The sequence below is a fragment of the Curtobacterium sp. VKM Ac-2922 genome (assembly GCF_022815645.1).
Taxonomy (GTDB): domain Bacteria; phylum Actinomycetota; class Actinomycetes; order Actinomycetales; family Microbacteriaceae; genus Curtobacterium.
Genome location: NZ_JALGRO010000015.1, coordinates 72,752 through 95,231 on the forward strand (window position 1 = coordinate 72,752; position 22,480 = coordinate 95,231).

27 protein-coding genes and 1 tRNA gene are annotated in these 22,480 nt (G+C 69.8%); 16 read left to right on the forward strand and 12 right to left on the reverse strand.

Annotated features, from left to right (window positions below; genetic code table 11):
• The first annotated feature begins 171 nt into the window (after window positions 1–171).
• On the forward strand, window positions 172–498 hold the full coding sequence (locus tag MT346_RS16270; RefSeq protein WP_243564135.1) for a contact-dependent growth inhibition system immunity protein: 327 nt from the start codon (window positions 172–174) through the stop codon (window positions 496–498).
• A 72-nt stretch (window positions 499–570) separates the two neighbouring features.
• Window positions 571–1,167 (forward strand): contact-dependent growth inhibition system immunity protein, encoded by a 597-nt coding sequence (locus MT346_RS16275; protein WP_243564136.1) that lies wholly within the window; start codon window positions 571–573, stop codon window positions 1,165–1,167.
• A gap of 11 nt (window positions 1,168–1,178) precedes the next feature.
• On the opposite strand, the gene MT346_RS16280 is transcribed toward MT346_RS16275, so the two are convergent.
• From MT346_RS16280 to MT346_RS16305, 6 genes are all read right to left on the reverse strand, one after another.
• Window positions 1,179–1,424, reverse strand: a complete 246-nt coding sequence (locus tag MT346_RS16280; RefSeq protein WP_243564137.1) for a hypothetical protein — start codon at window positions 1,422–1,424, stop codon at window positions 1,179–1,181.
• 128 nt (window positions 1,425–1,552) lie between these two features.
• Entirely contained in the window at window positions 1,553–2,221 is a 669-nt protein-coding gene (locus tag MT346_RS16285; RefSeq protein WP_243564138.1) for a class I SAM-dependent methyltransferase, read from the reverse strand.
• Entirely contained in the window at window positions 2,218–2,868 is a 651-nt protein-coding gene (locus MT346_RS16290; RefSeq protein ID WP_243564139.1) for a DUF2064 domain-containing protein, read from the reverse strand. The genes MT346_RS16285 and MT346_RS16290 overlap by 4 nt, the downstream gene beginning before the upstream one ends.
• Window positions 2,865–3,584 carry a glycosyltransferase family 2 protein gene (locus MT346_RS16295; protein WP_374202536.1) on the reverse strand — a complete coding sequence of 240 codons (720 nt, stop codon included), beginning with the start codon at window positions 3,582–3,584 and terminating at the stop codon, window positions 2,865–2,867. Before MT346_RS16295 ends, MT346_RS16290 begins: the two co-directional genes overlap by 4 nt.
• Before the next feature lie 213 nt (window positions 3,585–3,797).
• Window positions 3,798–4,868, reverse strand: a complete 1,071-nt coding sequence (locus MT346_RS16300; protein WP_243564140.1) for an NAD(P)-dependent oxidoreductase — start codon at window positions 4,866–4,868, stop codon at window positions 3,798–3,800.
• Entirely contained in the window at window positions 4,865–5,800 is a 936-nt protein-coding gene (locus MT346_RS16305) for an MTAP family purine nucleoside phosphorylase (protein WP_243564141.1), read from the reverse strand. Before MT346_RS16305 ends, MT346_RS16300 begins: the two co-directional genes overlap by 4 nt.
• A gap of 96 nt (window positions 5,801–5,896) precedes the next feature.
• On the opposite strand from MT346_RS16305, the gene glp reads away from it, so the two are divergent.
• The 6 genes from glp (at window position 5,897) to MT346_RS16335 (ending at window position 11,306) form a co-directional block, all read left to right on the forward strand.
• Entirely contained in the window at window positions 5,897–7,195 is a 1,299-nt protein-coding gene (gene glp, locus MT346_RS16310; protein ID WP_243564142.1) for a gephyrin-like molybdotransferase Glp, read from the forward strand.
• Window positions 7,192–7,719, forward strand: coding sequence for a cyclic pyranopterin monophosphate synthase MoaC (gene moaC, locus MT346_RS16315; RefSeq protein ID WP_243564143.1), 528 nt, complete (start codon window positions 7,192–7,194; stop codon window positions 7,717–7,719). The genes glp and moaC overlap by 4 nt, the downstream gene beginning before the upstream one ends.
• Window positions 7,716–8,228 (forward strand): molybdopterin-binding protein, encoded by a 513-nt coding sequence (locus tag MT346_RS16320; protein WP_243564144.1) that lies wholly within the window; start codon window positions 7,716–7,718, stop codon window positions 8,226–8,228. Before moaC ends, MT346_RS16320 begins: the two co-directional genes overlap by 4 nt.
• Window positions 8,225–8,668, forward strand: a complete 444-nt coding sequence (locus MT346_RS16325) for a molybdenum cofactor biosynthesis protein MoaE (protein WP_243564145.1) — start codon at window positions 8,225–8,227, stop codon at window positions 8,666–8,668. Before MT346_RS16320 ends, MT346_RS16325 begins: the two co-directional genes overlap by 4 nt.
• A 45-nt stretch (window positions 8,669–8,713) precedes the next feature.
• Entirely contained in the window at window positions 8,714–9,112 is a 399-nt protein-coding gene (locus MT346_RS16330) for a PLDc N-terminal domain-containing protein (protein ID WP_243564146.1), read from the forward strand.
• Window positions 9,113–9,407: 295 nt separating this feature from the next.
• Complete coding sequence (locus tag MT346_RS16335) at window positions 9,408–11,306, forward strand: ABC-F family ATP-binding cassette domain-containing protein (RefSeq protein WP_243564147.1); 1,899 nt, start codon at window positions 9,408–9,410, stop codon at window positions 11,304–11,306.
• Here MT346_RS16335 and MT346_RS16340 read toward each other — a convergent pair.
• Complete coding sequence (locus MT346_RS16340) at window positions 11,303–11,752, reverse strand: VOC family protein (protein ID WP_243564148.1); 450 nt, start codon at window positions 11,750–11,752, stop codon at window positions 11,303–11,305. The genes MT346_RS16335 and MT346_RS16340 overlap by 4 nt on opposite strands.
• Window positions 11,753–11,818: 66 nt before the next feature.
• Window positions 11,819–12,313, reverse strand: coding sequence for a MarR family winged helix-turn-helix transcriptional regulator (locus MT346_RS16345; RefSeq protein WP_243564149.1), 495 nt, complete (start codon window positions 12,311–12,313; stop codon window positions 11,819–11,821).
• A 78-nt stretch (window positions 12,314–12,391) separates the two neighbouring features.
• Here MT346_RS16345 and MT346_RS16350 point away from each other — a divergent pair.
• From MT346_RS16350 to MT346_RS16365, 4 genes are all read left to right on the forward strand, one after another.
• Window positions 12,392–12,463: transfer RNA gene (locus MT346_RS16350), tRNA-Gln, on the forward strand.
• A gap of 49 nt (window positions 12,464–12,512) precedes the next feature.
• Window positions 12,513–12,785, forward strand: coding sequence for a hypothetical protein (locus tag MT346_RS16355; RefSeq protein ID WP_243564150.1), 273 nt, complete (start codon window positions 12,513–12,515; stop codon window positions 12,783–12,785).
• 10 nt (window positions 12,786–12,795) lie between these two features.
• Complete coding sequence (locus MT346_RS16360; protein ID WP_243564151.1) at window positions 12,796–13,236, forward strand: hypothetical protein; 441 nt, start codon at window positions 12,796–12,798, stop codon at window positions 13,234–13,236.
• 437 nt (window positions 13,237–13,673) lie between these two features.
• Complete coding sequence (locus tag MT346_RS16365; protein WP_243564152.1) at window positions 13,674–13,871, forward strand: hypothetical protein; 198 nt, start codon at window positions 13,674–13,676, stop codon at window positions 13,869–13,871.
• A gap of 602 nt (window positions 13,872–14,473) precedes the next feature.
• Here the strand turns inward: MT346_RS16365 and MT346_RS16370 are convergent.
• From MT346_RS16370 to MT346_RS16385, 4 genes are all read right to left on the reverse strand, one after another.
• Entirely contained in the window at window positions 14,474–15,031 is a 558-nt protein-coding gene (locus tag MT346_RS16370) for a hypothetical protein (RefSeq protein ID WP_243564153.1), read from the reverse strand.
• Between the two features lie 12 nt (window positions 15,032–15,043).
• Window positions 15,044–15,607 carry a matrixin family metalloprotease gene (locus MT346_RS16375; protein WP_243564154.1) on the reverse strand — a complete coding sequence of 188 codons (564 nt, stop codon included), beginning with the start codon at window positions 15,605–15,607 and terminating at the stop codon, window positions 15,044–15,046.
• A 724-nt stretch (window positions 15,608–16,331) separates the two neighbouring features.
• Window positions 16,332–17,738, reverse strand: a complete 1,407-nt coding sequence (locus tag MT346_RS16380) for an amidase (RefSeq protein WP_243564155.1) — start codon at window positions 17,736–17,738, stop codon at window positions 16,332–16,334.
• A gap of 70 nt (window positions 17,739–17,808) precedes the next feature.
• Window positions 17,809–18,396, reverse strand: a complete 588-nt coding sequence (locus MT346_RS16385; RefSeq protein ID WP_243564156.1) for a TetR/AcrR family transcriptional regulator — start codon at window positions 18,394–18,396, stop codon at window positions 17,809–17,811.
• Between the two features lie 271 nt (window positions 18,397–18,667).
• Here MT346_RS16385 and MT346_RS16390 point away from each other — a divergent pair, with 271 nt between their 5' ends.
• The 4 genes from MT346_RS16390 (at window position 18,668) to MT346_RS16405 (ending at window position 22,427) form a co-directional block, all read left to right on the forward strand.
• Window positions 18,668–19,309: an ABC transporter permease subunit gene (locus MT346_RS16390; protein WP_308221916.1), complete on the forward strand. Its 642-nt coding sequence runs from the start codon at window positions 18,668–18,670 to the stop codon at window positions 19,307–19,309.
• A gap of 2 nt (window positions 19,310–19,311) precedes the next feature.
• Window positions 19,312–20,091: an ABC transporter permease gene (locus MT346_RS16395; protein ID WP_243564157.1), complete on the forward strand. Its 780-nt coding sequence runs from the start codon at window positions 19,312–19,314 to the stop codon at window positions 20,089–20,091.
• Complete coding sequence (locus tag MT346_RS16400) at window positions 20,091–21,029, forward strand: ABC transporter substrate-binding protein (RefSeq protein WP_243564158.1); 939 nt, start codon at window positions 20,091–20,093, stop codon at window positions 21,027–21,029. The genes MT346_RS16395 and MT346_RS16400 overlap by 1 nt, the downstream gene beginning before the upstream one ends.
• A gap of 84 nt (window positions 21,030–21,113) precedes the next feature.
• The gene (locus MT346_RS16405) at window positions 21,114–22,427 is read left to right on the forward strand and encodes an MFS transporter (RefSeq protein WP_243564159.1); all 1,314 of its coding nucleotides are present in this window, start codon (window positions 21,114–21,116) and stop codon (window positions 22,425–22,427) included.
• The last annotated feature ends 53 nt before the right edge of the window (window positions 22,428–22,480 follow it).

The window sequence follows — 22,480 nt, forward strand, 5'->3', positions numbered from 1 at the left end:
CCGACGTTGATCGTCTCGTCGTACGACGCCGCCGGAAATCCGCCGTACCGAGTCCTGACCAGCTACCCACGCGAGGCGTTCGCCAAGTGAGGCCTCGCGTGACGCTCTTGGAGAATGACGCTACAACCCTCGGTTCTCGCTCTGATGTCGACTCCCGACGCAGGGTACAAGATGCTTGACGATGAACAGTCCTTCGGAGAACTCGATGGTCGGACGCCGGGGATGTACAACCTGCTCGCTGCGTTCTTCAACTACGACTGGGACCTCGACTACCCCGACGTGGAAGCTGTGTACGTCGATGCCTTCGACGACCTGTGCCACGAGTCCCGTCTGGAGTACTTCGAACAGGCGAAGATCCTGCAGACGACACTTGCTGACGACGACGTGGTCGAGCGGTACCTGCGACATGTCGGCACGGGGTTCTCGCCGACGAGGGACACCGGAATGGCGCCGAAGCAGTGGTTGGACGCGCTCGTCGCGCGATTGGAGCGCGGATGATGACCGCTCCGCAGAGCGACCACCAGTCAGTACGCCACCGGAGACCGTGATCGCAACGATGAAGGAGCACGCATGAGCCACAGCGTCAGGACCGGTACGTCGGTCTTCACTGGCGGGACCGACGAGGCGAACCGGATCGTCGCGCACGCTCTCGACGCCAACCACCTGCGCATCCGAGCCTGGGTCGCCGAGGACTGCCCGAAGCCCCTCCGGATCTACGCCGTTCCCGGTGGGGTCACGGGGCGCGGCATGCCGTTCGGGACGATCCAGGACCTCGACGCCGTCCGGGTGGTCCTGACCGCGGCACCGGACCGGCCGTCGGGCTACACCGTCCTGACGGCGTACCCCGCGCCGGCCAGCATCACCGCGACGAACTTCGCGGCGTTCGACGACTTCGTCGGTGCCTACTTCCACCAGGACTGGGCGGACGCGCCGTACGGGGCGCCCGACGCGCTCGAGCACTGCCTGGCGATCAGCTCGCCCGACGAGCAGCAGGCGTTGCTGTCGGACGTGCGGGACCTCGACCAGGCGCTGCCCGACGCAGCGTCGCTCGGCGGCCGTTTGGTCGAGCTGGACTGCAACTACGTGCCCGAGGACGACGGCTTGGACGACCGCACATGGCTGCGGCAGGTGGCAGACCGCCTCGAGCAGGAGCTCGCCGCCGCCTGACCGGGATCGGCTCAGGCGGTGCGGAACGACCCGGTCGCCGTGCGGAACGAGCCCGTGACGGTGCGGTTCGACGCGGTCACGGAGCCGCCGCGGCGGAACTGGGCGTCGACGAAGCGACCGAGCCGGCCGGTCATCGGCACGCCGGTGTAGGTGCCGACCGACGCGGGAGCCGCCGTGCTGCTGTACGTGCCGAGCTCGTCACGATCGGTGGTACCGGAGACGAAGCTGCCGCCGAAGGGGGTGGTGGTGGTCGTCATGGGAACTCCTCGGATGGTGGAGTCGATCGCCGGTGACGCCAGTCCGACGCCCCGAGCGCCGTCGACTGGTCCTCCCACCGTACGTGCTTGTCTTGCATTCTGCAAAACAACCATGATCCTCAGGCCAGCTACGCGACGAGCTCGCAGAAGCTCCGGCCGGCGGCGGTCCAGCTCGCGCGGGGTTCGAGTCCGGCGACGACCGCGTGCCGACGCAGTGCGTCCAGCCCGACCTCGGCCCACGGGAACTCGGCGCTCGTGTGGCCGTCGGCGTCCACCACGCGGGCCTGGTACGCCCGGTCGGCGTCGGCCTCGACGTGGGTCTCGACGACGACACGACCGCCTTCGCGGACGATCTGACGGCAGCGCGCCAGCAGTGCCACGGGATCGCCGCCGATGCCGATGTTGCCGTCGAGGACGAGCGCGGTGTCCCAACGTCCCTCTTCCGGCACGGTCTCGAACACCGAGCCCTGCACGGCACGACCGCCGGAGCGCTGGGCGATGGCCACGGCCTCGGCGGAGACGTCGACACCGAGCGACGGGATGCCGAGCGATCGGGCGGCGACGAGCATGCGCCCGGGGCCGCAGCCGATGTCGATCACGGGGCCGTCCACGCCGTCGAGCAACGAACGGTCCACCCGGTCGGCAGCGGCACTCCACCGGCTGACGTCCATGGTGATCGCGACGTCCGGACGGTCGGGGTCGGTGAGCCGGAGCCGGCCGTCCGAGCGGAGTGCGCGGGCGTACGGCTCGTCGCCGCCGGTGCCGAACGTGACCGGTGCCTGGGTGGTGTCGGTCATCGGGTACCTCCGGCGGTGAGGGTGTCGGTCGGGCATGCGGCCAGGGCTGCGGCGAACGCCGAACCGGGGACGAGTGCCGCGACACGGTGGGCGTCGTCGATCAGGTCGACGTCGAGCAGGGTGGGCAGCGTGCCGACGTCGAGTCCGGCGTCGACCAGGCGAGCGCGCTGGACGGCGCCGGTGTCGTCCTGGGACATCGGCACGCCGCGGATCAACGACCCGTCGGGCTCGCGCAGGTACAGCGACCAGAAGCCGCCGTCCTCGGCCGGGCCGAACCAGGCGTCCCGCTCGGCATCGTCGAGGACCGGGGCGAGGTCAGCGGCGGACAGCTGCGGGGTGTCCATGCCGACCAGCAGCGTGGGTCCGGTCATCGTGTCGAACAGGAAGCCCAGGCGCTCGTCCAGACCACCGTCGGGCTGGTGCAGCACCTCGAAGCCCTCGGCAGCGTCGGGTGTGACCTGGCCGTCGAAGAACAGCACGCGGCGCGCGACGGGCAGGGCCTGCACGGTGCGCAGGGTGTCGTCGAGGCTGGCGGCAGCGACCCGGGCGGCACCCTCGGCGGTGATGGCCGGTGCCAGACGGGTCTTGACCTTGCCGGGCAGGCACTCCTTGGCGATCACGACCACCGTGACGTCCACCGCGCTCATGCGTTCGTCCCTTCCGGAGCCGCAGCCGCAGCCGGCGCGACGGTCCGCACCCGCGCCTGGCGCCGGTACTGCCGCAACAGCCGCGACATGTCGCGCACGGCGTTGATCGTGCCGCGCAGCGTGCCGGTCACCTTGCTGTCGCCGATGCGCTGCTCGTAGCCGATGTCCGACTCGTCGACGCGCCACCCGGCGGCGTGCGCGGCCAGCACCATCTCGAGCGGATAGCCGCTGCGGCGGTCCTGCAGGTCGAGCGCGACCAGGTCCGCACGGCGCATCACGCGCATGGGTCCGAGGTCGCGCAGCCGGTAGCCGGTCGCGCGGCGCATCAGGACGGCCAGCACGCGGTTCGCGAAGCGGGCGTGGGGTGCCCAGGCAGCGGGGGTCGTGGGGACGCGGCGACCGAGCGCCAGGTCGACCGACCCGGACGCGACGCGGGCGACGAGCGGGGGGAGCTCGGCGGGGTCCATCGAGGCGTCGGCGTCACAGAAGGCCACGTACTCGGCGGTGGCAGCAGCGACACCGGCGGCGCAGGCCGAGCCGAACCCGCGACGGGTCTCGGTCACCACGAGGGCGCCGTGTGCGCGGGCCACGTCGGCGGACCCGTCCGTCGAGCCGTTGTCGACGACGATCGCGCGGTACCCCTCGGGCAGGCGGCCGATCACCTTCGGCAGGGCGTCCGCCTCGTCCAGGCACGGCAGGATCACGTCGACGTTCATGCCGACCATTCGGTGCGGTCGGTCGTTTCGACGGGAGGGCGTTGCCATGCACACCAGGCAACCGGAGTGCTGCCGGTGATGCACAGGGAGCTCGTACCCCCTGACCGGTTTCCGTTCAGATTCGCCCCGAACGGGGGCCAGCCGACACCGGACTGGAGGCCCGTGGCGGCGCCGCCACGGGCCTCCAGTCCGGTCGTGGTCCGGACCGAGCGCTCAGCGCACCGCCGCGCGCAGCGGCGCGTCCGCGAACTCGCGCATGCCGCGCTCGAAGTCGACCTCGGCGTGCCAGCCCAGCTCGTCGGCGATCCGCGCCGACGACGCCGTCACGTGGCGGACGTCGCCGAGCCGGTACTCACCGGTGACGACGGGCTGCAACCCGGCGGTGCCGGCGATCGCCGCGGCCATGTCGCCGATCGTGTGCACCGTGCCCGAGCCGACGTTGAACGCCCGGAACGAGTCGTCGGACATTGTTGCCGTCGCACCGATCGAGGCGAGGTTCGCGCCGGCGACGTCGTCCACGTGCACGAAGTCACGGCGCTGCCGTCCGTCCTCGAACACGCGGGGGGCCTCGCCGCGGGCGATCGCCGAGCGGAACAGCGACGCGACCCCCGCGTAGGGCGTGTTCGCGGGCATGCCCGGGCCGTAGACGTTGTGGTACCGCAACGCGACGGCACGGCCGCCCGTCGCCCGGGCCCACGACGACGCCAGGTGCTCCTGCGCGACCTTGGTCTGCGCGTACACGTTGCGGGGGTCGAGCGCGGCGGACTCGTCGATCAGCCCGGGGACGAGCGGCTGCCCGTCGGGACCGATCGGGTCGAAGCGGCCCGCGTCCAGGTCCTCGCGGCGTCGCGCAGGGGGCCGCACCGGGGTGCCGTCGGTCGTGGCGTAGGCGCCCTCGCCGTAGACGACCATCGAGCTCGCGACGACGAGCCGCCCGATGCTGGCGCTGTCCATCGCGGCGAGCACGTGCGCGGTGCCGGCGTCGTTGGTCGACACGTAGTCGGGGGCGTCCTGGAAGTCCACGCCGAGGCCGACCTTGGCGGCCTGGTGGCAGACGACCTCGATGCCGTCGAGCGCTGCCTCGAGCGCGATGCGGTCGCGGACGTCGCCGTGCACGACCTCGATTCCGGTCCGCTCCAGCTCGTGCAGCACCGCCGTCGGGTCGCCGTGCACGTCGGCGCGCAGGGAGTCGAGGACGCGGACCTCGTGCCCGTCGGCGATCGCGCGGCGGACGATGGCGGAGCCGATGAAGCCCGCGCCGCCGGTGACGAGCAGGCGGCTCATGCTCGCGTGCCGTGCTGCGCGGTCTGCTGACGTGGCATCGTGTCCGTGCCCTTCTGCATGATCGTGGCGCTCGCCGCGGCGGGGACCAGCTCGCGCGGGGTGAAGTCGTCCGGGATCGCCGCGACGATCGACCCGATCGCGCGGACGATGACCTGGTTGGCCCGCGCCAGACGCTCCATCACCATGCCGTGCGTGACGGGTTCCTCGGTGCTGGCGGCGGCCTCGTCCTCGGTCGGGGCCAGGCCCGCGTCGGCGTCGGTGACGAACGACAGGTTCACCGTGCCGATCCCGAGCTCGGCGGCCAGCGGCACCTCGGGCGTCATCGTCATGTTGATCGTGTGCCCGCCGGCCTGTCGCAGCCAGACCGACTCCGCGCGGGTCGAGAACCGCGGGCCCTGGATCACCACGCACGTGCTTGTCGGGCGGAACGGCACGTCCAGCGCGGCGACGGCCTCGACCGCAGCCCGCCGGAGCACGGGGTCGAACGGGTCCGCGAAGGACAGGTGCTGCACGGCGTCCTCGAAGAACGTGTCCGCGCGGCCCCACGTGCGGTCGATCAGCTGGTCGGTCACCACGAAGGTGCCGGGTGCGTAGTCGGGGTGCAGTCCGCCGACGGCGCTCGAGGACACGATCGCGCGCACCCCGAGGGAGCGGAGCGCCCACAGGTTCGCGCGGTGGTTGATGCGGTGCGGTGCGACCGAGTGCTCGCGGCCGTGGCGGGTCAGGAACGCGACGCGCTTGCCTGCCATCGTGCCGACCGTGATCGGGGACGAGGTCGCTCCGAACGGCGTGGGGACGTCGATCTCGTCGGCGGTGCCGGGGGCGAAGAGCTCGTAGAGGCCGGAGCCCCCGATCACCCCGATCGTCACGGTTCCGGCGTCGTCCGTTCGGTCGCGGTCCGTTCGGTGGTCGTCCGGTCGGTCGTTGTCCACAGGTCCTCCAGATCGTCGGGGTGCGCTCGGCGCGCTGGATACGCTACTGAGGTGCGGTGTCCAGGCGCTGCACGGACAAGGCATTCGGAGGCCCCCTTGCGAACGATCGGTCAGCACGGCGACGCGGTCCGCGCGCTGGTCGCGCCCGCGCTGCCGTCGGCTGGTGCGTCCGGTTCCGGCGATCCGGTCCCGGTTGACGACCTGCAGGCGCAGCGCGTGGACGACCTCGCTGCCGACACCGGTGCGGGGCACGGGTACCGCGTGCTCGGGCGGGCCGTGCGGTCGCCGATCCCGCTGCCCCCGTTCGACAACAGCCAGATGGACGGCTTCGCGGTGCGGGCTGCGGACGCGGGCGCGACCCTGCGCGTCGTCGCGCCGATCCCGGCCGGTGCGGTGCCGTCGGACCTGCAGCCCGGCACGGCGGCACCCATCATGACCGGAGCGCGCATCCCCGTCGGCGCCGATGCGGTGTTCCCGGTCGAGGCAACGGCGCCCGGGGCGTTCCCCGCGGCGTTGTCGCTGCCGACGGTGACCGTGCCGGACGACCTGACCGCGGGCACCTTCGTGCGGACGACCGGGTCCGACCTGGCAGCCGATGCCGTCGTCGTGCCGGCCGGGGCACTCCTGACCCCGGCGGTGCTCGGGGCGCTGGCGGCGGCTGGGGTCAGGCAGGTCGACCTGGTCCGGCGGCCGCGGGTACTGGTCGTGTCGACGGGGTCAGAGCTCGACGGGGTCGACGGTGAGGCTGCGGGCGTTGCGGTTGCGGGTGCCGCCAGCGGTGGCGCGGGCATCAACGACGCGAACGGTGTGGCACTGCGGGCGGCCCTGGCCGAGGTCGGTGCCGAGTCCCGCACGGTCCGTGTCCCCGACGACGAAGCCCGCTTCACGGCCGCGCTCGAACACGCGGTGGGGGACTGGGCCGACCTGGTGCTGACCACGGGCGGCATCAGCGCCGGCGCGTACGAGGTCGTGCGACAGGCCCTCGAACCCCGCGGGCTCGTCGTCACCCCGGTCGCGATGCAGCCCGGCGGCCCGCAGGCACTCGGCACCGTGCCGTTCGACGGGCGCCCGGTCCCCGTCGTCGCGTTCCCGGGCAACCCCGTTTCGGCGCTCGTCTCGTTCGAGGTGTTCCTGCGCCCCGTCCTCGCCCGCGCCGCCGGCATGGCCGAGTCGCGTCCTGTCCAGGTGCTGCCCGCCGCGGACGCCGCCGAGTCGCCCGTCGGCAAGCACCAGGTCCGCCGCGGTCGCGTGGTCGACGGGCGCGTGCACTTCGTCGGTGGCCCGTCCTCGCACCTGCTCGCCCACTACGCCGACGCCACGCACCTGGTGCACGTGCCCGTCGGCACCGCCGCCGTCGCCCCCGGCGATCCCCTGACCGTCTGGAGCCTGCGATGACCGACGCCCCCACCGACCCGTCGACGACCGAGCAGCCGCGGGCCGAGCAGCCGCAGGCCGAGCTCTCCCACGTCCGCGCCGACGGCAGCGCGCACATGGTCGACGTCTCCGACAAGGACGTCACCGCCCGGTCGGCCACCGCCACCGCCACCCTGATCACCCGGCCGGACGTCGTCGCGCGCATCCTCGACGGATCCCTCCCCAAGGGCGAGGTGATCGGCACCGCGCGCATCGCCGCGATCATGGCGGTCAAGAAGACCTCGGACCTGGTGCCGCTCTGCCACCCGCTGCCCATCGCCGGCGTGCAGGTCGACATCACCGGCGCGGACGACCGGGTCGTGGTGCAGGTGACGGTGAAGACCACGTCGCGCACCGGGGTCGAGATGGAGGCGCTGACCGGTGCGAGCGTCGGCGCCCTGACCGTGTACGACATGGTGAAGGCCGTCGACCGCACGGCCACGATCACGGACGTCCGGGTGCTCGAGAAGCACGGCGGGCGGTCCGGGGACTGGAGCGCACGATGACCTCGCAGCCGACCAGGGGCCGTGGGGTGGTGCTCGTCGTCTCCACCTCGGCCGCCATCGACGCATCGCTCGACACCACGGGCCCGACGATCGCCGGGTGGCTCCGCGGACACGACTTCACGGTCGACGAGCCCGTCATCGTGCCGGACGGCGGCCCGATCGCCGAGACCGTCACCGCCGAACTGCTCGCCGGTGCCCGCGTCGTGATCACCACCGGCGGCACCGGGGTCACCCCGACCGACCGCACGCCCGAGGCCGTCGCCCCGCTGCTCGACCTCGAACTGCCCGGCGTGCTCGAAGAGGTCCGCCGTCGCGGGCTCGCCGGTGCCGGACCGACCGCGCTGCTCAGCCGCGGTGTGGCGGGCATCGCCTCGACCGGGGCGTTCGTCGTCACGCTGCCCGGGTCCCGTGGCGGTGTCGCCGACGGTCTGGCCGTGCTCGACGGGCTGCTCGACCACGTGCTCGCCCAGGTCCACGGCGAGGGCCACGCCCGCCGGAGCCACGCGTGACCGCCGCGGTGCCCGCTGCCGACCGGGTGGTGCTCGCCGACGTGGTCGACGTACCGATCACCGTCGAGCAGGTGTCCGCCGTCGTCGCCTCGGACCAGGACGGCGCCGTCGTCACGTTCGCCGGTGTCGTGCGCGACCACGACGGTGGCAAGGGCGTCACCGCACTCGGGTACGAGCGACACCCCAGCGCCGGACAGGTCATCGCCGAGGTCGCCCGGTCGATCGCCGACGAGCACCCCGGCGTGCGCATCGCCGTGCTGCACCGCGTGGGTGACCTGGTCGTCGGGGACGTCGCGCTCGCTGCCGCGGTGTCGTCGCCGCACCGGGCCCAGGCGTTCGCCGCGTGTGCCGCGCTGATCGACCTGGTCAAGGAGCGCACCCCGATCTGGAAGCACCAGCGGTTCACCGACGGCTCCGACGAATGGGTGGCGTCCCTCTGACGCGGGCGTAGCGCGGACTCCGAGCAGAACCATAGGATCCGGAGCATGAGCGTGCTGCTGCCCGGGATCACCGTCGTCCTGCTGGTCTTCGCCCTGATCGACATCCTGACCAAGACGGACGACCAGATCCGTGGGCTGCCGAAGATCGCCTGGGTGATCCTGGTGGTGCTGGTCCCCGTCGTCGGCAGCGTCGTGTGGTTCGCCATCGGCCACGACTGGGCTCCGGGCCCACGCAACCACGGCCGGTACATCGAGCCCAACCGCCACGAGGACCACCACCCCACCCTCGGCCACGCCCGGGCGGCGCACGGGGACCGCCGCGTGACGACCACCGAGCAAGAGCTCGCCGAACTCGACCGCGAGATCGAGTTCTGGGAGGCGAAGGCCCGGCTCAAGCGCGCCAAGGAAGCCGCTGGCGAGTCCGACTCCGCCTCGGCAACCTGACCCGCATTCTGCCCCGGCGCGCGCACGAGCCCGTGCGAGGTCGACCGTGACGTGCGAGGCAACAACCTCGCACCCGCCGGCCGAATCGGCACCAGCTACCAACCGCGCACGCCGCGCACCCGGCGACCGAGCCGACGTACCGGGGCTGAGCCGGGCCTCCCGTCCGACCTGGCAGGTGGGTTCTCCTGCCGCCGGAACGACAACACGGACGTCGTACGACATCGGATCTGTCGTTCCGAGTCAGCGCAACCCCCCCGCGCACCGCGCACCCCCGCGCGCCACCTACCCTGGACGGGTGGCACATCTCCTCGGCGCCGAGAACCTGCATCTCGAGTTCCCCACCCGCACCGTCTTCGACAGCGTCACCATCGGCATCGACGAAGGTGACCGCATCGGCGTCGTCGGCCGGAACGGCGACGGCAAGTCGACGCTGCTCAGCCTGCTGGCCAAGCGCCTGGAACCCGACACGGGCCGCGTCACGCACCGCCGCGGGGTGACCGTCGGCGTCCTCGATCAGCGCGACGCCCTGCCCGCCGGTCAGACGGTCGGCGCGGTCGTCGTCGGTGACCGCGAAGAGCACGAGTGGGCCGGCGACCCGAAGATCCGCGACGTGATCGGCGGACTCGTGTCCGACATCCCGTGGGACGAGCTCGTCGACGACCTGTCCGGCGGGCAGCGGCGGCGGGTGACGCTCGCGCGGCTGCTGGTCGGCGACTGGGACGTGCTGTTCCTGGACGAGCCGACCAACCACCTGGACGTCGAGGGCATCCAGTGGCTGGCCGAGCACGTCAATCGTCGCTGGTCGGCGAACCAGGGCGGGCTCGTGGTCGTGACGCACGACCGGTGGTTCCTGGACGCGGTGTCGACCGACACGTGGGAGGTGCACGACGGCATCGTCGAGCCCTTCGAGGGCGGCTACGCGGCGTACATCCTGCAGCGCGTCGAGCGTGACCGTCAGGCCGCCTCGAGTGAGCAGCGTCGACAGAACCTGGCGCGCAAGGAGCTCGCGTGGCTGCGCCGCGGCGCGCCGGCCCGCTCGACGAAGCCGAAGTTCCGCATCGAGGCCGCGAACGCGCTGATCGACGACGTCCCGCCGATCCGCGACACGGTGGCACTTGCCAAGACCGCCACCGCCCGTCTGGGCAAGGACGTGGTCGACCTGCTCGACGTCGGCGTCACGTACCCGGGCGCCGACGAGCCGACCATCCGCAGCATCGAGTGGCGGATCGCCCCGGGCGAGCGCACCGGCATCCTCGGGCCGAACGGCGCGGGCAAGTCGACGCTGCTGGCGCTGATCGCGGGGCGCCTGCAGCCGACCAGCGGCCGCGTGAAGACCGGCAAGACCGTTCAGGTCGCGGTCCTCGACCAGCAGCTCGCCGACCTGGCGCAGTACGCGAACGACCGGGTGCGCGAGGTCGTCGCCCGCAAGAAGACCAGCTACGTCGCCGACGGCAAGGAGATGACGCCGTCGCAGCTGCTCGAGCGCCTGGGCTTCACCGCCGAGCAGCTCTCGACGCCGGTCAAGGACCTGAGTGGTGGGCAGAAGCGCCGACTGCAGCTCATGCTCATCCTGCTCGACGAGCCGAACCTGCTGATCCTCGACGAGCCGACGAACGACCTGGACACCGACATGCTCGCCGCGATGGAGGACCTGCTCGACACCTGGCCGGGCACGCTGCTGGTGGTGTCGCACGACCGGTACCTGCTCGAGCGCGTCACGGACCAGCAGTACGCCGTGCTCGGCGGGCACCTGCGGCACCTGCCGGGCGGCGTCGACGAGTACATGCGGCTGCGTGCGGCCGGCACCGGTGGCTCGACCGCCTCAGCGGCTGCCGCCGCCACGGCCGGGAGGCCCGACACCGCTGGCGGGACCGGCTCGGCCGGTGCCGTGGCCGGGTCCACGGCCGCGGGTGCGTCCGGCGCCGGCGGTGCGTCCGGCGCGGCCGGTGCGTCCGGCGCGTCTGTGCTCTCCGGCGCGGACCGCCGTGTCGCCGAGAAGGAGATGTCGGCGCTCGACCGCAAGATCGCCCGCGTCGGCGACGAGCGGAAGAAGATGCTCGACGCCTTCGCATCCCACGACCAGTCCGACTACGCCGGGCTGGGGGAGCTGCAGACGAAGCTCGGCGCGCTCGAGGCCGAGATCGAGCAGCTCGAGGAGCGTTGGCTCGAGGTCGCCGAGCAGCTCGGGGTCTAGGCGTCCGTCGTCGCGGGGCTCGCGTTTGCCGGGTCGCCGCCGCCCGCGTTCGCGACGACCTCCCACAGGTGGCCGTCCGGGTCCTGGAAGAAGCCGGAGTACATGCCCCACGGGCGTGTGTACGGGGCGTCGAGCATCGTTGCGCCCGCGGCTCGTGCCCGGTCGAGGAAGTCGTCCACCGCGTGCTCGGACCCGACGAAGTGCCCGATCGTGCTGCTCGGGGCGGTCGCCAGCGCGACGCCGGAGTCCTTCGCCATGTCCTGGTGGCCGTAGACGCTGACGATCAGCCCGTCGTCGAGCGTGAACATCGCCGTCGTGCCGCCCGCGGTCGTCTCCGTTGCGGGGTACTCGGTACCGATCACACCGCTGCCGTCGATGCCGAGCAGGGCGCGGTAGAACTCGGCCGATCGTGCGACATCGGCGACGGCGAGGGTGATGGCGTGCATGCGGCGCAGGCTACTCGGGCCGCTGTCCGCCGTTCGCGGCCGGCCGCGCGTTCCTTCGCTGCCTGGTCAGTCGCCGAGGCCCAGGATCAGGCGTCGCAACAGCCCGGCCAGCTGGTCCTGCTCGTCGGCGGACACCCCGGCCAGGATGTCCCGCTCCGCCCGCAGCAGGTCCGCGATCGCCGAGTCCACCGCAGTCCGCCCCGCCTCGGTCAACGAGACCAGGATGCCGCGTCCGTCCTTCGGATCCGTGCGCCGTGCGACCAGCCCACGCTCGGTCAGTCGGTCGACCCGGTTCGTCATCGTGCCGCTCGACACCAGGGTCTGCTGCAGCAGGGTCTTCGGGCTGAGCTCGAACGGCTCGCCCGCACGCCGCAGTGCCGACAGCACGTCGAACTCCCACGGCTCGGTGCCGCTCGCGTCGAACGCCGCCCGCCGTGCCCGGTCCAGGTGACGCGCCAACCGGTCCACCCGCGACAGGACCTGCAGCGGTGCGAAGTCCAGGTCGTCGCGCTGCCGACCCCATGCCGCCACGATCCGGTCGACTTCGTCCTCTGGCGGCATCCGTCCATCATGGCCGGAACCGCGGCGCACGGCCACCGCTCCGGTCATGGGAGGATGGACGGGCCCATTCGTGGGTGTTCCGCCTTGGTGTAATGGCAGCACGACGGCCTTTGGTGCCGTTAGGTCCGGGTTCGAATCCTGGAGGCGGAGCGCGCGGCCGTTCCGCCTCTGCATCTACGTCGGGTCGGAGGACTGGTCGATGCCGTTCCCACATGACCCGAGCGAACCGATGATGGCGGAGGCGATTGCTGTGGCGCTTGAGTCGACGTTGGATGGTCGTGGACGATTGTCGGATCCGGAGTACCAGCAGTGGTTCGCGGAGCTGCTGAACGAGTGCTCGTCGGATGCGTTGCCGGTGTTCCGTGGCGAGGGTCTTCCTCACGGTGCCGCTCCGGTGCTGCTGACGTCCGAGGGCGAGGTTCGGACGGTGGATGTTCGTCCGGAGCCGCCGGAACCAGACCGCGGCGGCTGACAGGCGACGCGTGCTCGGCCGTCTCGCCCGTTCACAGCGTGTGCTCCCGACCCTGTTCTCGCAGGACATCTCTGGTGCCGCGAAGGCGGGACTTGCCGGCTACATCAGCCGCGGGTTCGTCGGCCCCATCATTGACGAGAAGGAAGCACTGGCTGCGATGGAGCTGTTCGGTATCGAGCCGACTCCGGAACGGATGGCGCGGGTGACTGCGTCGGCGACGATGGCCGCGTACGGCAACGATGAGTACGCGGCGCCGAACTACAACTCGATGAAGGCGCTTCGTGACGCCCGCACTCGGAAGGTGCTCCGCGGGTCGGTGTGGATGTACTCGGACCTGTCCGGTCGTGTCATCCCGGTGGAGTGCGTCATCCCGCCGGAGTTCCTCCGGGTCGCGTCCACGAACGCGGTCGACCTCGACGCACGTGAGAAGGCGGCGGGGCAGGCGGCGTAGGCGTACGGGTGGGGCTTGTGAAGGCGGGCGGAGTTGTGTCCGCCGGCCTTTGTCGTTCCCGGGTGCCATGACATAGCCGCGGAGCCGCATTGCTGGTAATTCCCTCAGACATAAATGTGGGAAACATCGGGGTACGCAACAACCTTTTCCGTGTCCGCTACAACGCCGACATGCGCTATTGCCCCGGTCGGGCAATCCTCGAACCATTCCTAAGGGGGGAATCCTTGAAAATACATTCAGTTTCACGTGGTCGATGGGTTTCAGTCGCTTTCGCGGTAGCCGGAATCCTGGTGACTGCGACATTGTCAGCCGCTCCTGCAACAGCAGCGCCGCTCGTTGTATCGCACGTCGCGGCCGCCGCGGATTCCTGCCCGGTGGGAACTAACACACTTGTTCCGGACGCTCAATCACTCACGAACTACGGCGCACGAGCTCTCGTGCCGACGAACATTCTCGCCGAACACCCCGATGCAGCAAACGACCCGACGCTGCAGAAAATCGCCGCTCTCAAACCCACCTGGGTAAGCAAGGTGACCGGATGCAACGGGAAGACGCTGATCAACCCCGGAACGATGAGCTCCACCGGGAGTTTCTCGATGCCCGTCACCGACCAGGGCGTGCAAGACCGCTGCTAGTCACGAAGACGCGCCGGCCAGGCTAGCGTGCTTGCGCCGGCGCGTCTTTCGCCTTGCCGTCGGCATTGATGGTCAGGGCGCCCGCGATGTTGCTCGGGGAAGTGCCGCAAGCGCTAGGGCTTTTGCCCAACTCCTTCATCGATACTGAGACCTCGCTGCTCGACCATTTAGTGCCACCGGACTCGACCGAGACCGCGACGTTAGCGGACCTGCCATCGGGAACGCCTAGGGACCCGACATGACCGGCTGCGACATCGGTGCATCGGGAATCGACGCAGGCGTGGACAACTGAATGCGGATGTCCCGGAAAGGATGCGGGTGGGTTGATGAGCACGTGTGGAGGCGCTTGCGCCGAGGTGCTGCACCCTTCGACGGAGCACCCCGACAACGCCAGAAGGGCGAAGCCTGCTGCTGCCACGATGGCGAATCCTCGTGTCCCATTCATACGGTCCACCGTATTGCCTTTCGCGGGCAAACGCACCAGGTCGGCAGCGACAACATGTCATTCGCTACGTTTGGGTGGAAGGGGCTGTGGGAGCGCCGCGGGCGTGCAGAAGGCCGGCGGAGTGTTCTCCGCCGGCCTTCTGAGTCGATGTGCCGTGTCAGCCGTTCAGTGCATCGGCGAGGGTGAGCTCGGTGGGGAGTGTGTCTCCTTCGTCGCTGGGCGCCTTTGTGAACTCGGTGTCTTCGGTGACGTTGCCGGTGGAGCGTGCGCCGGCGTTCTGCTGTGTCTCGTACACACCTGCGGTCCCGCCGGTGATGTAGAACTGGCTCGCCAACTGTCCGTCGAGCCCGGACGGGGTGAGGTAAAGCAGGTATGTCTTCCCTGTCTCGAGCAGCGCTCCGGGGCCGGGCGTCTTCTGGCTTCCGTGCTGGCGGACGACGACGGATGAACCTGCTGGGTGTGCGGCGTCCGACTTCGCGGTAGCTGCGACCTCGACGGTGGAGAGGGTGAAGTCGCCGCCGTTGGGGATGTCGTTGGCGGTCTTCTGGCTTTCGACGGTGCCGCTGATGACGATGCTGCTGTCGCCGGCGAGGGTGGGCACGGAGTCGTAGAGCTTGACTCGGGATCCGGATGAACCGGATGCGTCGGCGCATCCGGCGAGCCCGATTGTGAGGAGTCCGGCTGCGGCGATGGCGATGGTGCTTGTTGTCTTCATGGTCTCGTCCCCCTAGTACTTGTTGTTGATGCCGGCGACTTCGTCGGAGGTGAGGTTCCGCACCCCTGCTCCATATGCGCCGGAGGCTGGGTCGTGCATCACGCGGGCGAGGGGACCGACGTGGGCGAGGCCGAGCCCGTGGCCGAGTTCGTGCAGCCAGACGACCTTGAGTTGAGCGGTGGGCTTCCCGGCGAGGTAGTACCGGTTGAGGATGGCGTGCGCAGATTCGGTGCGGCCGTTCGGGGAGAACCAGTTGGTGAAGCCTTCGTAGCCGTCGGCGCCGTTGTTGACGTCTGCTGCTGAGAACGTGGGACCGCCAGCGGTGGTGTTGGTGAGGTTCACGTCGGTCGCGGATGTGTAGTTCGCGGACGCCTGGTTGATGGCGGTCCGGTAGTTGCCGGATGTGGTGTTCATGTAGATGCGGAGGTTCCCGCTGGGCCATTTGGGCCCTTCGTAGGCGTAGGCGTGCGCGACGTTCGGGATGGCGATGAGTGCTGCTGCCACTGCGACTGCCGTTGCGGTGATGGTTCCCAGTCGACGGCGCTTCGTTGCTGCCGTCTCGGATGTCTGATTCATGGATTCCCCTTGTCCGTGAGAGCGCAGTCACGAGGTGCTGTTCGGCTTCGTCGCCCCAGGACGCCCCGCGCCGCGTTGATGAATGCTCACACAGGAAAGACCGATGGGTCCACCCCGGGACTTGGTCCGTGACCGATTCGCGACCTGGCCGTTTTCGAATCGTGTTCGGGTGTGCTCGTCGCCCGTACTCGAGGCCATGAGCCGCCGTGAAGCGCTCTCCGACGGTGAATCCCGGCGCCGCGGGTTGGGGGCGGCTCTCCTCGGGACCAGTTCTGGTTGACGTCCGGGGACGGGGCGGTACGCCTGCTCGAACAGTCGAAGGTGCCTCGTGAGCCGGTTGCGACTCGTGCACGAGGGTGGTTGCGGAGGAAGCTGAGGCCGACATCGGTGTTCATCGAGTTCGAGTTCGAGGTCGCTGACGTCGATGGCGACTTCGCCGCCCTCGACCTGTCGCGGCCGGTGTGAGCGCCCCCCGACGGCAACGTCGTGAACCTCTTCAGCACGCTTGCCGTCTGACGGTTGGCCCTGGACTCCACGACCCCGTGACGCCGGCTGTCAGCGTTCCTCCCGCTGGTGCTCCGGACAGGAGGCGCGGTGTCAGCTGACACCGCGCCTCCTGTCCGGACCATCGCTGACGGTGTCGCGGTGCCGGACGTTCCGTCGCCAGGAGCGACCCGACCCCGCCCGTGATGCCGATGATGACGACGTGCGTGACCTGTTGCTCCTAGAACTCGGGGTGCTGGTCGCGGACGGGGCTGATGGATTCGAGCAGCGACGCGACGGCGAACACGGTCGACTCGGCGTGCCACGGCCCCGCGATCTGGACGCCGATGGGCAGGCTGTCGGAGCTGGTGCCGAAGCGCATCGACAGGGCGGGCATGCCGGTGATGTTGAACTGCACCGTGAAGGTCTGGATGTGGGTGGCGTCGACGGTCTGCCCGTCGATGACGAACTCCGTCGCGTCGTGTTCGTGCGCCGGGATGGGCAGCACGGGCAAGAGCACCGCGTCGAACTCCGTGAACACCTGGGCGTAGGCGTCGCGGATCCGTTCGAAGCCCTGCTCGGCCGCGACGTAGTCCTCGACGGACGTGTCGGGGGTCGCGAGCATGGTCGTCGACATGGTGAAGCGCTCGTCCTCGTGGCCCGCTGTCGCCTCGGCCATCGCCGGCTTGAGCTCCATGACGTGCTGCTTGTTGAACAGGGCGAGCGGGTTGTCGCGGTGCAGCGTGGGGATGTCGATCTCCTCGACGTGGACACCGGCGCCCCGGAGCGCTTCCGCCGCCTGGCGAACGGTGGCCGCGACCTGGGGGTCGACGGGCCCGAGGCCCGAGTCGGTGAACCACGCGACGCGCAGCTGTTCGGGAGTGGCGTCGCGCTTGCCGGTGTCGACGGAGTTCGGCGTGATGGCGAACCCGTCCTGGCCGTCGGGGCCGCGCATGATCGAGTACCCGAGCTCGAGGTCGCGGATGGTGCGCGCCATGGGGCCGACGTGCCAGTCACGGCGGGGGACCCGCGGCCAGACGCCCGTCATCGGGATGCGGCCGTGGGTGGGTTTGATCGCGGCGATGCCGGTGTGGGACGCGGGGCCGCGGACCGAGATCGCCAGGTCGGTGCCGAGGCCGATCGGGCTGAGGCCGGCTGCGATCGCGGCGGACTCGCCGCCGCTGGAGCCTCCGGAGGTGCGGTCGAGGTTCCACGGGTTGTTGGTGCGTCCGGAGAGCAGGTTGTTGCTCTCGGTGGAGTACGAGAACTCCGGCAGGTTCGTCTTGGCGAGGAGGATCCCGCCGGCGCGCTTCATCCGGGCGACACTGACCGCGTCGGCATCGGGGGTGCGCCCGCGGAAGATCGGGGAGCCGCGCTGGGTCAGCACGCCTGCGGTGTCGATGGAGTCCTTCACGGTGAACGGCACCCCGCGCAGCGGGCCGACCTGTTGGCCGGCGGCGAGAGCGTCGTCGGCGGCCTGTGCCTCTGCGAGCGCGTTCTCGTTGACGGTGACGATCGCGTTGATCTTCGAGTCGACGGCCGCGATGCGGTCGAGGTGCGCCTGCACGACCTGCACCGAGGTCAGTTCGCCGGACCTGATGCGCGCGGCCAGTTCGCTCGCGTCGAGGAAGAAGATGTCGTCGGTCATGATGAACTCCTAAGTATTAGACCAGTCGTCTAGTAGTTGTGGAAAGAACACCGGGCCGGGGCCCGGTGGGTCAGATGTGCAGGCGTGACCTGGTGAGGTCGAAGGCTCGCTGCAGTGATGCCGTGGTGCGTTGGACCTTTGCCATGACGCTGGCACCGAGCCATGCGTCGTAGAGCTCTTGAGCGAGCGTTCGCGGGTCGTCGTCGACGGGGACTGAGCCGTCCCGCCCGCCGGTCGCGATCATCCGCTCGAGGTGGTGGATGATGCCGTCCGTGCCGCTGACCAGCTGGAGTCGCATGGGCTCGGACAGGTCCGATACCTCGGCGGCGAGCTTCACCACCAGGCACTTCCCCTGGCAGTCGTCGAACGACTGCAGGTCGTAGAACCGCTGCCAGTACTCCTGCAGCTGCTCGGCCCCCGTCTTGGTGGTGTCGCTCGCGATGCGGTCCATCGTGGCGAGGTAGTCGGCGAAGTAGCTCTGCATGAGTGCTGCTCCGAAGGCCTCCTTCGACGAGAAGTAGTAGTAGAACGACCCCTTCGGGACATCGGCTTCCGACAGCACCTCGGTGAGACCGACAGCGGTGTAGCCCTTGCCGGCCATCAGTCGCTGTGCGGTGTCGAGGATGTGCTGCCGGGTGTCGGTCTCCGTCGTGGGCATGGAACGACCATAGCAAGCTATTAGACCAGTCGTCTACAAGTGTCGAGCCCGACGGTCCCGCAGCAGTCACCGCATGCCGCGGGCGTCCGGGACGGCTCGCGATGGCGCGTCCCGGCTCTTGCGCGGTCAGAACCGCGCGGTCCGGCTATTCTCAGACGAACGCAGCAGCCCTGCGGGACCCTCAGGTCCCATCCGCCGGCTGTCCGACGAGGATTGGGATGCAGACCTGAACTGGATCACCACGAACTTCGGGCTCATCTGGGGCCTCACCGTGACGCACACGGCGCTGGCGGCCGTGCCGATCGTCCTCGGGTTCGTCGTGGCCGTACCGCTGGGCTGGGTGGCGAACCGGTTCCAGGTGATCCGTTCGATCATCGTCGGCGGCGGCAGTCTGCTCTACACGATCCCGTCCCTGCCGCTGTTCGTGATCCTGCCGTACCTGCTCGGCACCCGCATCACGGACCCCGTGAACGTCGTCGTCGGGCTCACCGTCTACGCGGTCGCCCTGATGGTGAAACTGGCATCCGACGCGTTCGGCGCCGTTCCCGCTGACACGATCGACTCGGCGACCTCGGTCGGCTACTCGGCCTGGCAGCGGTTCTGGACGGTCGAGCTCCCGCTGGCGGGTCCCGTCCTGCTTGCCGGGATGCGCGTGGTGTCCGCCAGCACCGTCGCACTGGTGTCGGTCGGTGCGCTCGTCGGCTCCGCGAACATCGGCTTCCTGTTCACCGACGGGCGTCAGCGGCAGTTCCTCGAGGAGATCCTGGTCGGCGTCGTCGCGAGCCTGGTCATCGCGCTGGTCTTCGACGCGATCCTGGTGCTGCTCGGGCGCGTCCTGATGCCGTGGTCGCGCCGGACGACCCGTCGGACGCGTCGACGCGCAGTGCTGGCGACGATCGAGCAGGGGGCCTGACGGTGCAGTTCTTCCTCAGTGCCCTCGCCTGGCTCTTCGACCCCGCGAACTACCGCGCCGGACTGCAGACACCGCTCCCGATCCAGGACCGACTCCTCGAGCACCTGCTGTACACGTTCATCTCCGTGGCTATCGCCGCCGTGATCGCGTTGCCGCTGGGCCTGTACATCGGGCACACCGGACGCGGACGCGGCTTCGTGATCGGCTTCAGCGGATCGATGCGCGCACTGCCGACGCTCGGTCTGCTCGGCACGCTCTTCGTCATCATCGGGTACACCGTGCCGTTCACGCAGACGGCGTTCATCGCGTCGATCATCGCGTTCGTCGTGCTGGCGATCCCGTCGATCCTGGCCGGGGCGTACGCGGGCGTGGAGTCGGTGGACCCGCAGACGGTGGACGCCGCCCGTTCGGTCGGGATGACCGAGCTGCAGATCCTGCTCAAGGTCGAGGTCCCGCTGTCGTTGCCGCTCATCATCGGTGGGATCCGCGCGTCCGTCCTGCAGGTCATCGCGACGGTCGTGATCGCGTCGTACGTCTCGCTGGGCGGCCTGGGTGCGATCATCTCGACCGGCATCAGCTTGAACGACAACAACCTCATCCTCGGTGGTGCGCTGCTCGTGACCGCGCTCGCCCTGGTGATCGACGGGCTCTTCGCGCTCGTGCAGCACCTCACCCGACGCGGCCTGCACGCTCCGACCCGCCGCCGTCGCACACACGTCCGTTCGCTGCCATCCCGGCGTCGCGCGGTGACGGTATCCGCCGTCGACGAAAGGGACCACTGATGTTCACAGCAGGCACCAGAACACGCATCCTGGCGGGGGTGGTGGCGATCGGCGCGATCGTGGCGCTCTCCGGCTGCTCCACCTCCGACCCCACGGGCGCATCGTCCGACGACAGCTCCAGCGGGGGCAAGACGCCGATCGTGGTCGGTTCGTTCAACTTCCCGGAGAGCGAGATCCTGGGCAACATGTACGCCCTGGCGCTCAAGGACGCCGGGTTCGACGTGACGACCAAGTTCAACCTGGGCCCGCGCCAGACCACGATCCCCGCGCTCAAGGACGGGTCGATCAACCTGATGCCGGAGTACAACGGCAACCTGCTGTTCTTCTACGACACCAAGGCCAGTGCGAAGACGACCTCGGACGTCGACGCCGCCCTGAAGACCGAGATCCCGAGCAACTTCCAGGTGCTCGAGCCGTCCCCGGCCCAGGACAAGGACGCGTACGTCGTGACGCAGGAGATGGCGAAGGAGAAGGGGCTGACCTCGATCTCCGACCTGTCGAAGATCGAGCCGTTCACGCTCGGCGCCAACCCGCAGTTCGGCACGCTGCCGTACGGCATCCCCGGCCTCAAGTCGACGTACGGCGTCGACAAGGTGACGTTCAAGTCGATCGAGGACTACGGCGGGCCCGACACGGTCAAGGCACTCGTGGACAACACGGTGCAGGTTGCCGACATCTACACGACGTCGCCCGACCTGGTGACCGAGAAGCTGCAGGTGCTCAAGGACCCGGAGAACCTGATCGCGGCGCAGAACGTCCTGCCGTTCCTGAACAAGAAGATCTACAGCGCCAAGCTCGCTTCGACGCTGAACAAGATCTCGGCGAAGCTGACGACGGACGACCTCATCGCGCTCCGCAACCGCGTCGAGGGCAGCGAGAAGGCCCAGGCTTCGACGGCGGCCAAGGACTGGCTGACCAAGGAAGGCCTGCTGAAGTAGTCCAGCAGTCCGTACCGGACAGGAGGCTCGGTGCCAGCTGGCACCGCGCCTCCTGTCCGACATCGTCAGCGACGGGGGAGGGCAATGGGGCGCACGACCATCGTTGCAGCGGGCCTGTCCCGGCTGACCATCAACCGCTCGTTTGGCCTGCTGTGGTCGGCGCAGGCACTCTCGTCGATCGGCGAGTACCTGATGGCGTCGACGATCACCGTCTGGCTGGCAACGACACTCGCGGCGGACGACCCCCAGCTGCCGCTCTTCATCGGCGGGGTGGTGGTGGCCACCGCCTTGCCGAAGATCGTGCTGACGCCGTTCGTGGGTGTCTGGGTGGACCGGTGGCCGGCGAAGACCGTGATGATGACTGCCGACCTCGTCCGCGCGGGCTTGTACGGGCCGTTCATCGCCGTGACGTTCCTCATGCAGCCCTCAGTGCTGCCGGTCGTCGTCATCGCGATGCAGCTGCTCATCAGTTGTGCGTCGCAGTTCTTCACGCCGGCGCGGAGTGCCCTCATCCAGGTGGTGATCCCCCACGAGCGCCGAGCGAGCGCGTCGGGCCGATCGGTCTTCTCCACCATGGGCGCGGGCATCCTGGCGACCATGGCGGGACCGGCGGTCTTCGCGGCTCTCGGACCGCGGCCGGCGTTCGTCGTCGATGCACTGTCGTTCGTCGTGTCCGCCTGCCTGGTGGCCTTCGTGCGGGAACGCGGTGTTCTCGCTGGCCGCCGCCGTGACCGGTACTGGCACGAGCTCGCCGACGGCCTCCGTGCGGCGTGGGGGTCCCGCCGTCTCCGACTCCTCATCATCGGGATGGGCGGCTACGGCATCTCACTCGGCGTGAACAACGCCACGCTGTCGCTGTTCGCGCTCAAGACGATCGGCCTCGCACCCCTCCAGTACGGAACCGTGTCGGCGATGTTCTCCGTCGGGGGTCTCGTGGGGTCGTTCCTGGCTCCGGCCGCCGTACAGCGCGTCCGACCGGAACGCGCGATGGCCGTCGCGCTCACCATCCTGTCCGCCACCTACCTGGTCTACGCGGCGGTGCGGTCGTTCGGAGCCGCCGCGGTGTTGATGCTGCTGGCGGGCCTGGCCTTCTCCGTGTACGTCGTCGCGCAGGGCCCCATCCTGCAGACCGAGGTCGCGGTCGGGTCGATGGGACGCGTCTCCTCGCTGACCACACCGGTGCTGGCCATCGCCTCGGTGACGGCCACGGCGGTCGCCTCGAACATCCTGGGTGGGCTCCGACCGGCGGTGGTGGCGAGCATCGGGTACCCCGTGGCCATCGCAGCAGCTGCGGCGCTCATGGGAGCAGCGGGTGTCGTGCTCGTCGTCGCGTCGCGACGACTCCGCTCGTCACCCGAGATGGATCTGACCCGCGCGGTGCCGGGTCGACCCGGGTGACCGTTCGCGGACAGGAGGCGCGGGGGCCCCGGGCCCCCCGCCCCCCGCCCCGC

Coding starts and splice junctions, on each gene's coding strand:
- MT346_RS16270 (WP_243564135.1), top strand. CDS start 172: ATGCTTGACGATGAACAGTCCTTCGGAGAACTCGATGGTCGGACGCCG.
- MT346_RS16275 (WP_243564136.1), top strand. CDS start 571: ATGAGCCACAGCGTCAGGACCGGTACGTCGGTCTTCACTGGCGGGACC.
- MT346_RS16280 (WP_243564137.1), bottom strand. CDS start 1,424: ATGACGACCACCACCACCCCCTTCGGCGGCAGCTTCGTCTCCGGTACC.
- MT346_RS16285 (WP_243564138.1), bottom strand. CDS start 2,221: ATGACCGACACCACCCAGGCACCGGTCACGTTCGGCACCGGCGGCGAC.
- MT346_RS16290 (WP_243564139.1), bottom strand. CDS start 2,868: ATGAGCGCGGTGGACGTCACGGTGGTCGTGATCGCCAAGGAGTGCCTG.
- MT346_RS16295 (WP_374202536.1), bottom strand. CDS start 3,584: ATGAACGTCGACGTGATCCTGCCGTGCCTGGACGAGGCGGACGCCCTG.
- MT346_RS16300 (WP_243564140.1), bottom strand. CDS start 4,868: ATGAGCCGCCTGCTCGTCACCGGCGGCGCGGGCTTCATCGGCTCCGCC.
- moaC (WP_243564143.1), top strand. CDS start 7,192: ATGACCGACGCCCCCACCGACCCGTCGACGACCGAGCAGCCGCGGGCC.
- MT346_RS16320 (WP_243564144.1), top strand. CDS start 7,716: ATGACCTCGCAGCCGACCAGGGGCCGTGGGGTGGTGCTCGTCGTCTCC.
- MT346_RS16330 (WP_243564146.1), top strand. CDS start 8,714: ATGAGCGTGCTGCTGCCCGGGATCACCGTCGTCCTGCTGGTCTTCGCC.
- MT346_RS16340 (WP_243564148.1), bottom strand. CDS start 11,752: ATGCACGCCATCACCCTCGCCGTCGCCGATGTCGCACGATCGGCCGAG.
- MT346_RS16345 (WP_243564149.1), bottom strand. CDS start 12,313: ATGCCGCCAGAGGACGAAGTCGACCGGATCGTGGCGGCATGGGGTCGG.
- MT346_RS16355 (WP_243564150.1), top strand. CDS start 12,513: ATGCCGTTCCCACATGACCCGAGCGAACCGATGATGGCGGAGGCGATT.
- MT346_RS16370 (WP_243564153.1), bottom strand. CDS start 15,031: ATGAAGACAACAAGCACCATCGCCATCGCCGCAGCCGGACTCCTCACA.
- MT346_RS16375 (WP_243564154.1), bottom strand. CDS start 15,607: ATGAATCAGACATCCGAGACGGCAGCAACGAAGCGCCGTCGACTGGGA.
- MT346_RS16380 (WP_243564155.1), bottom strand. CDS start 17,738: ATGACCGACGACATCTTCTTCCTCGACGCGAGCGAACTGGCCGCGCGC.
- MT346_RS16385 (WP_243564156.1), bottom strand. CDS start 18,396: ATGCCCACGACGGAGACCGACACCCGGCAGCACATCCTCGACACCGCA.
- MT346_RS16400 (WP_243564158.1), top strand. CDS start 20,091: ATGTTCACAGCAGGCACCAGAACACGCATCCTGGCGGGGGTGGTGGCG.
- MT346_RS16405 (WP_243564159.1), top strand. CDS start 21,114: ATGGGGCGCACGACCATCGTTGCAGCGGGCCTGTCCCGGCTGACCATC.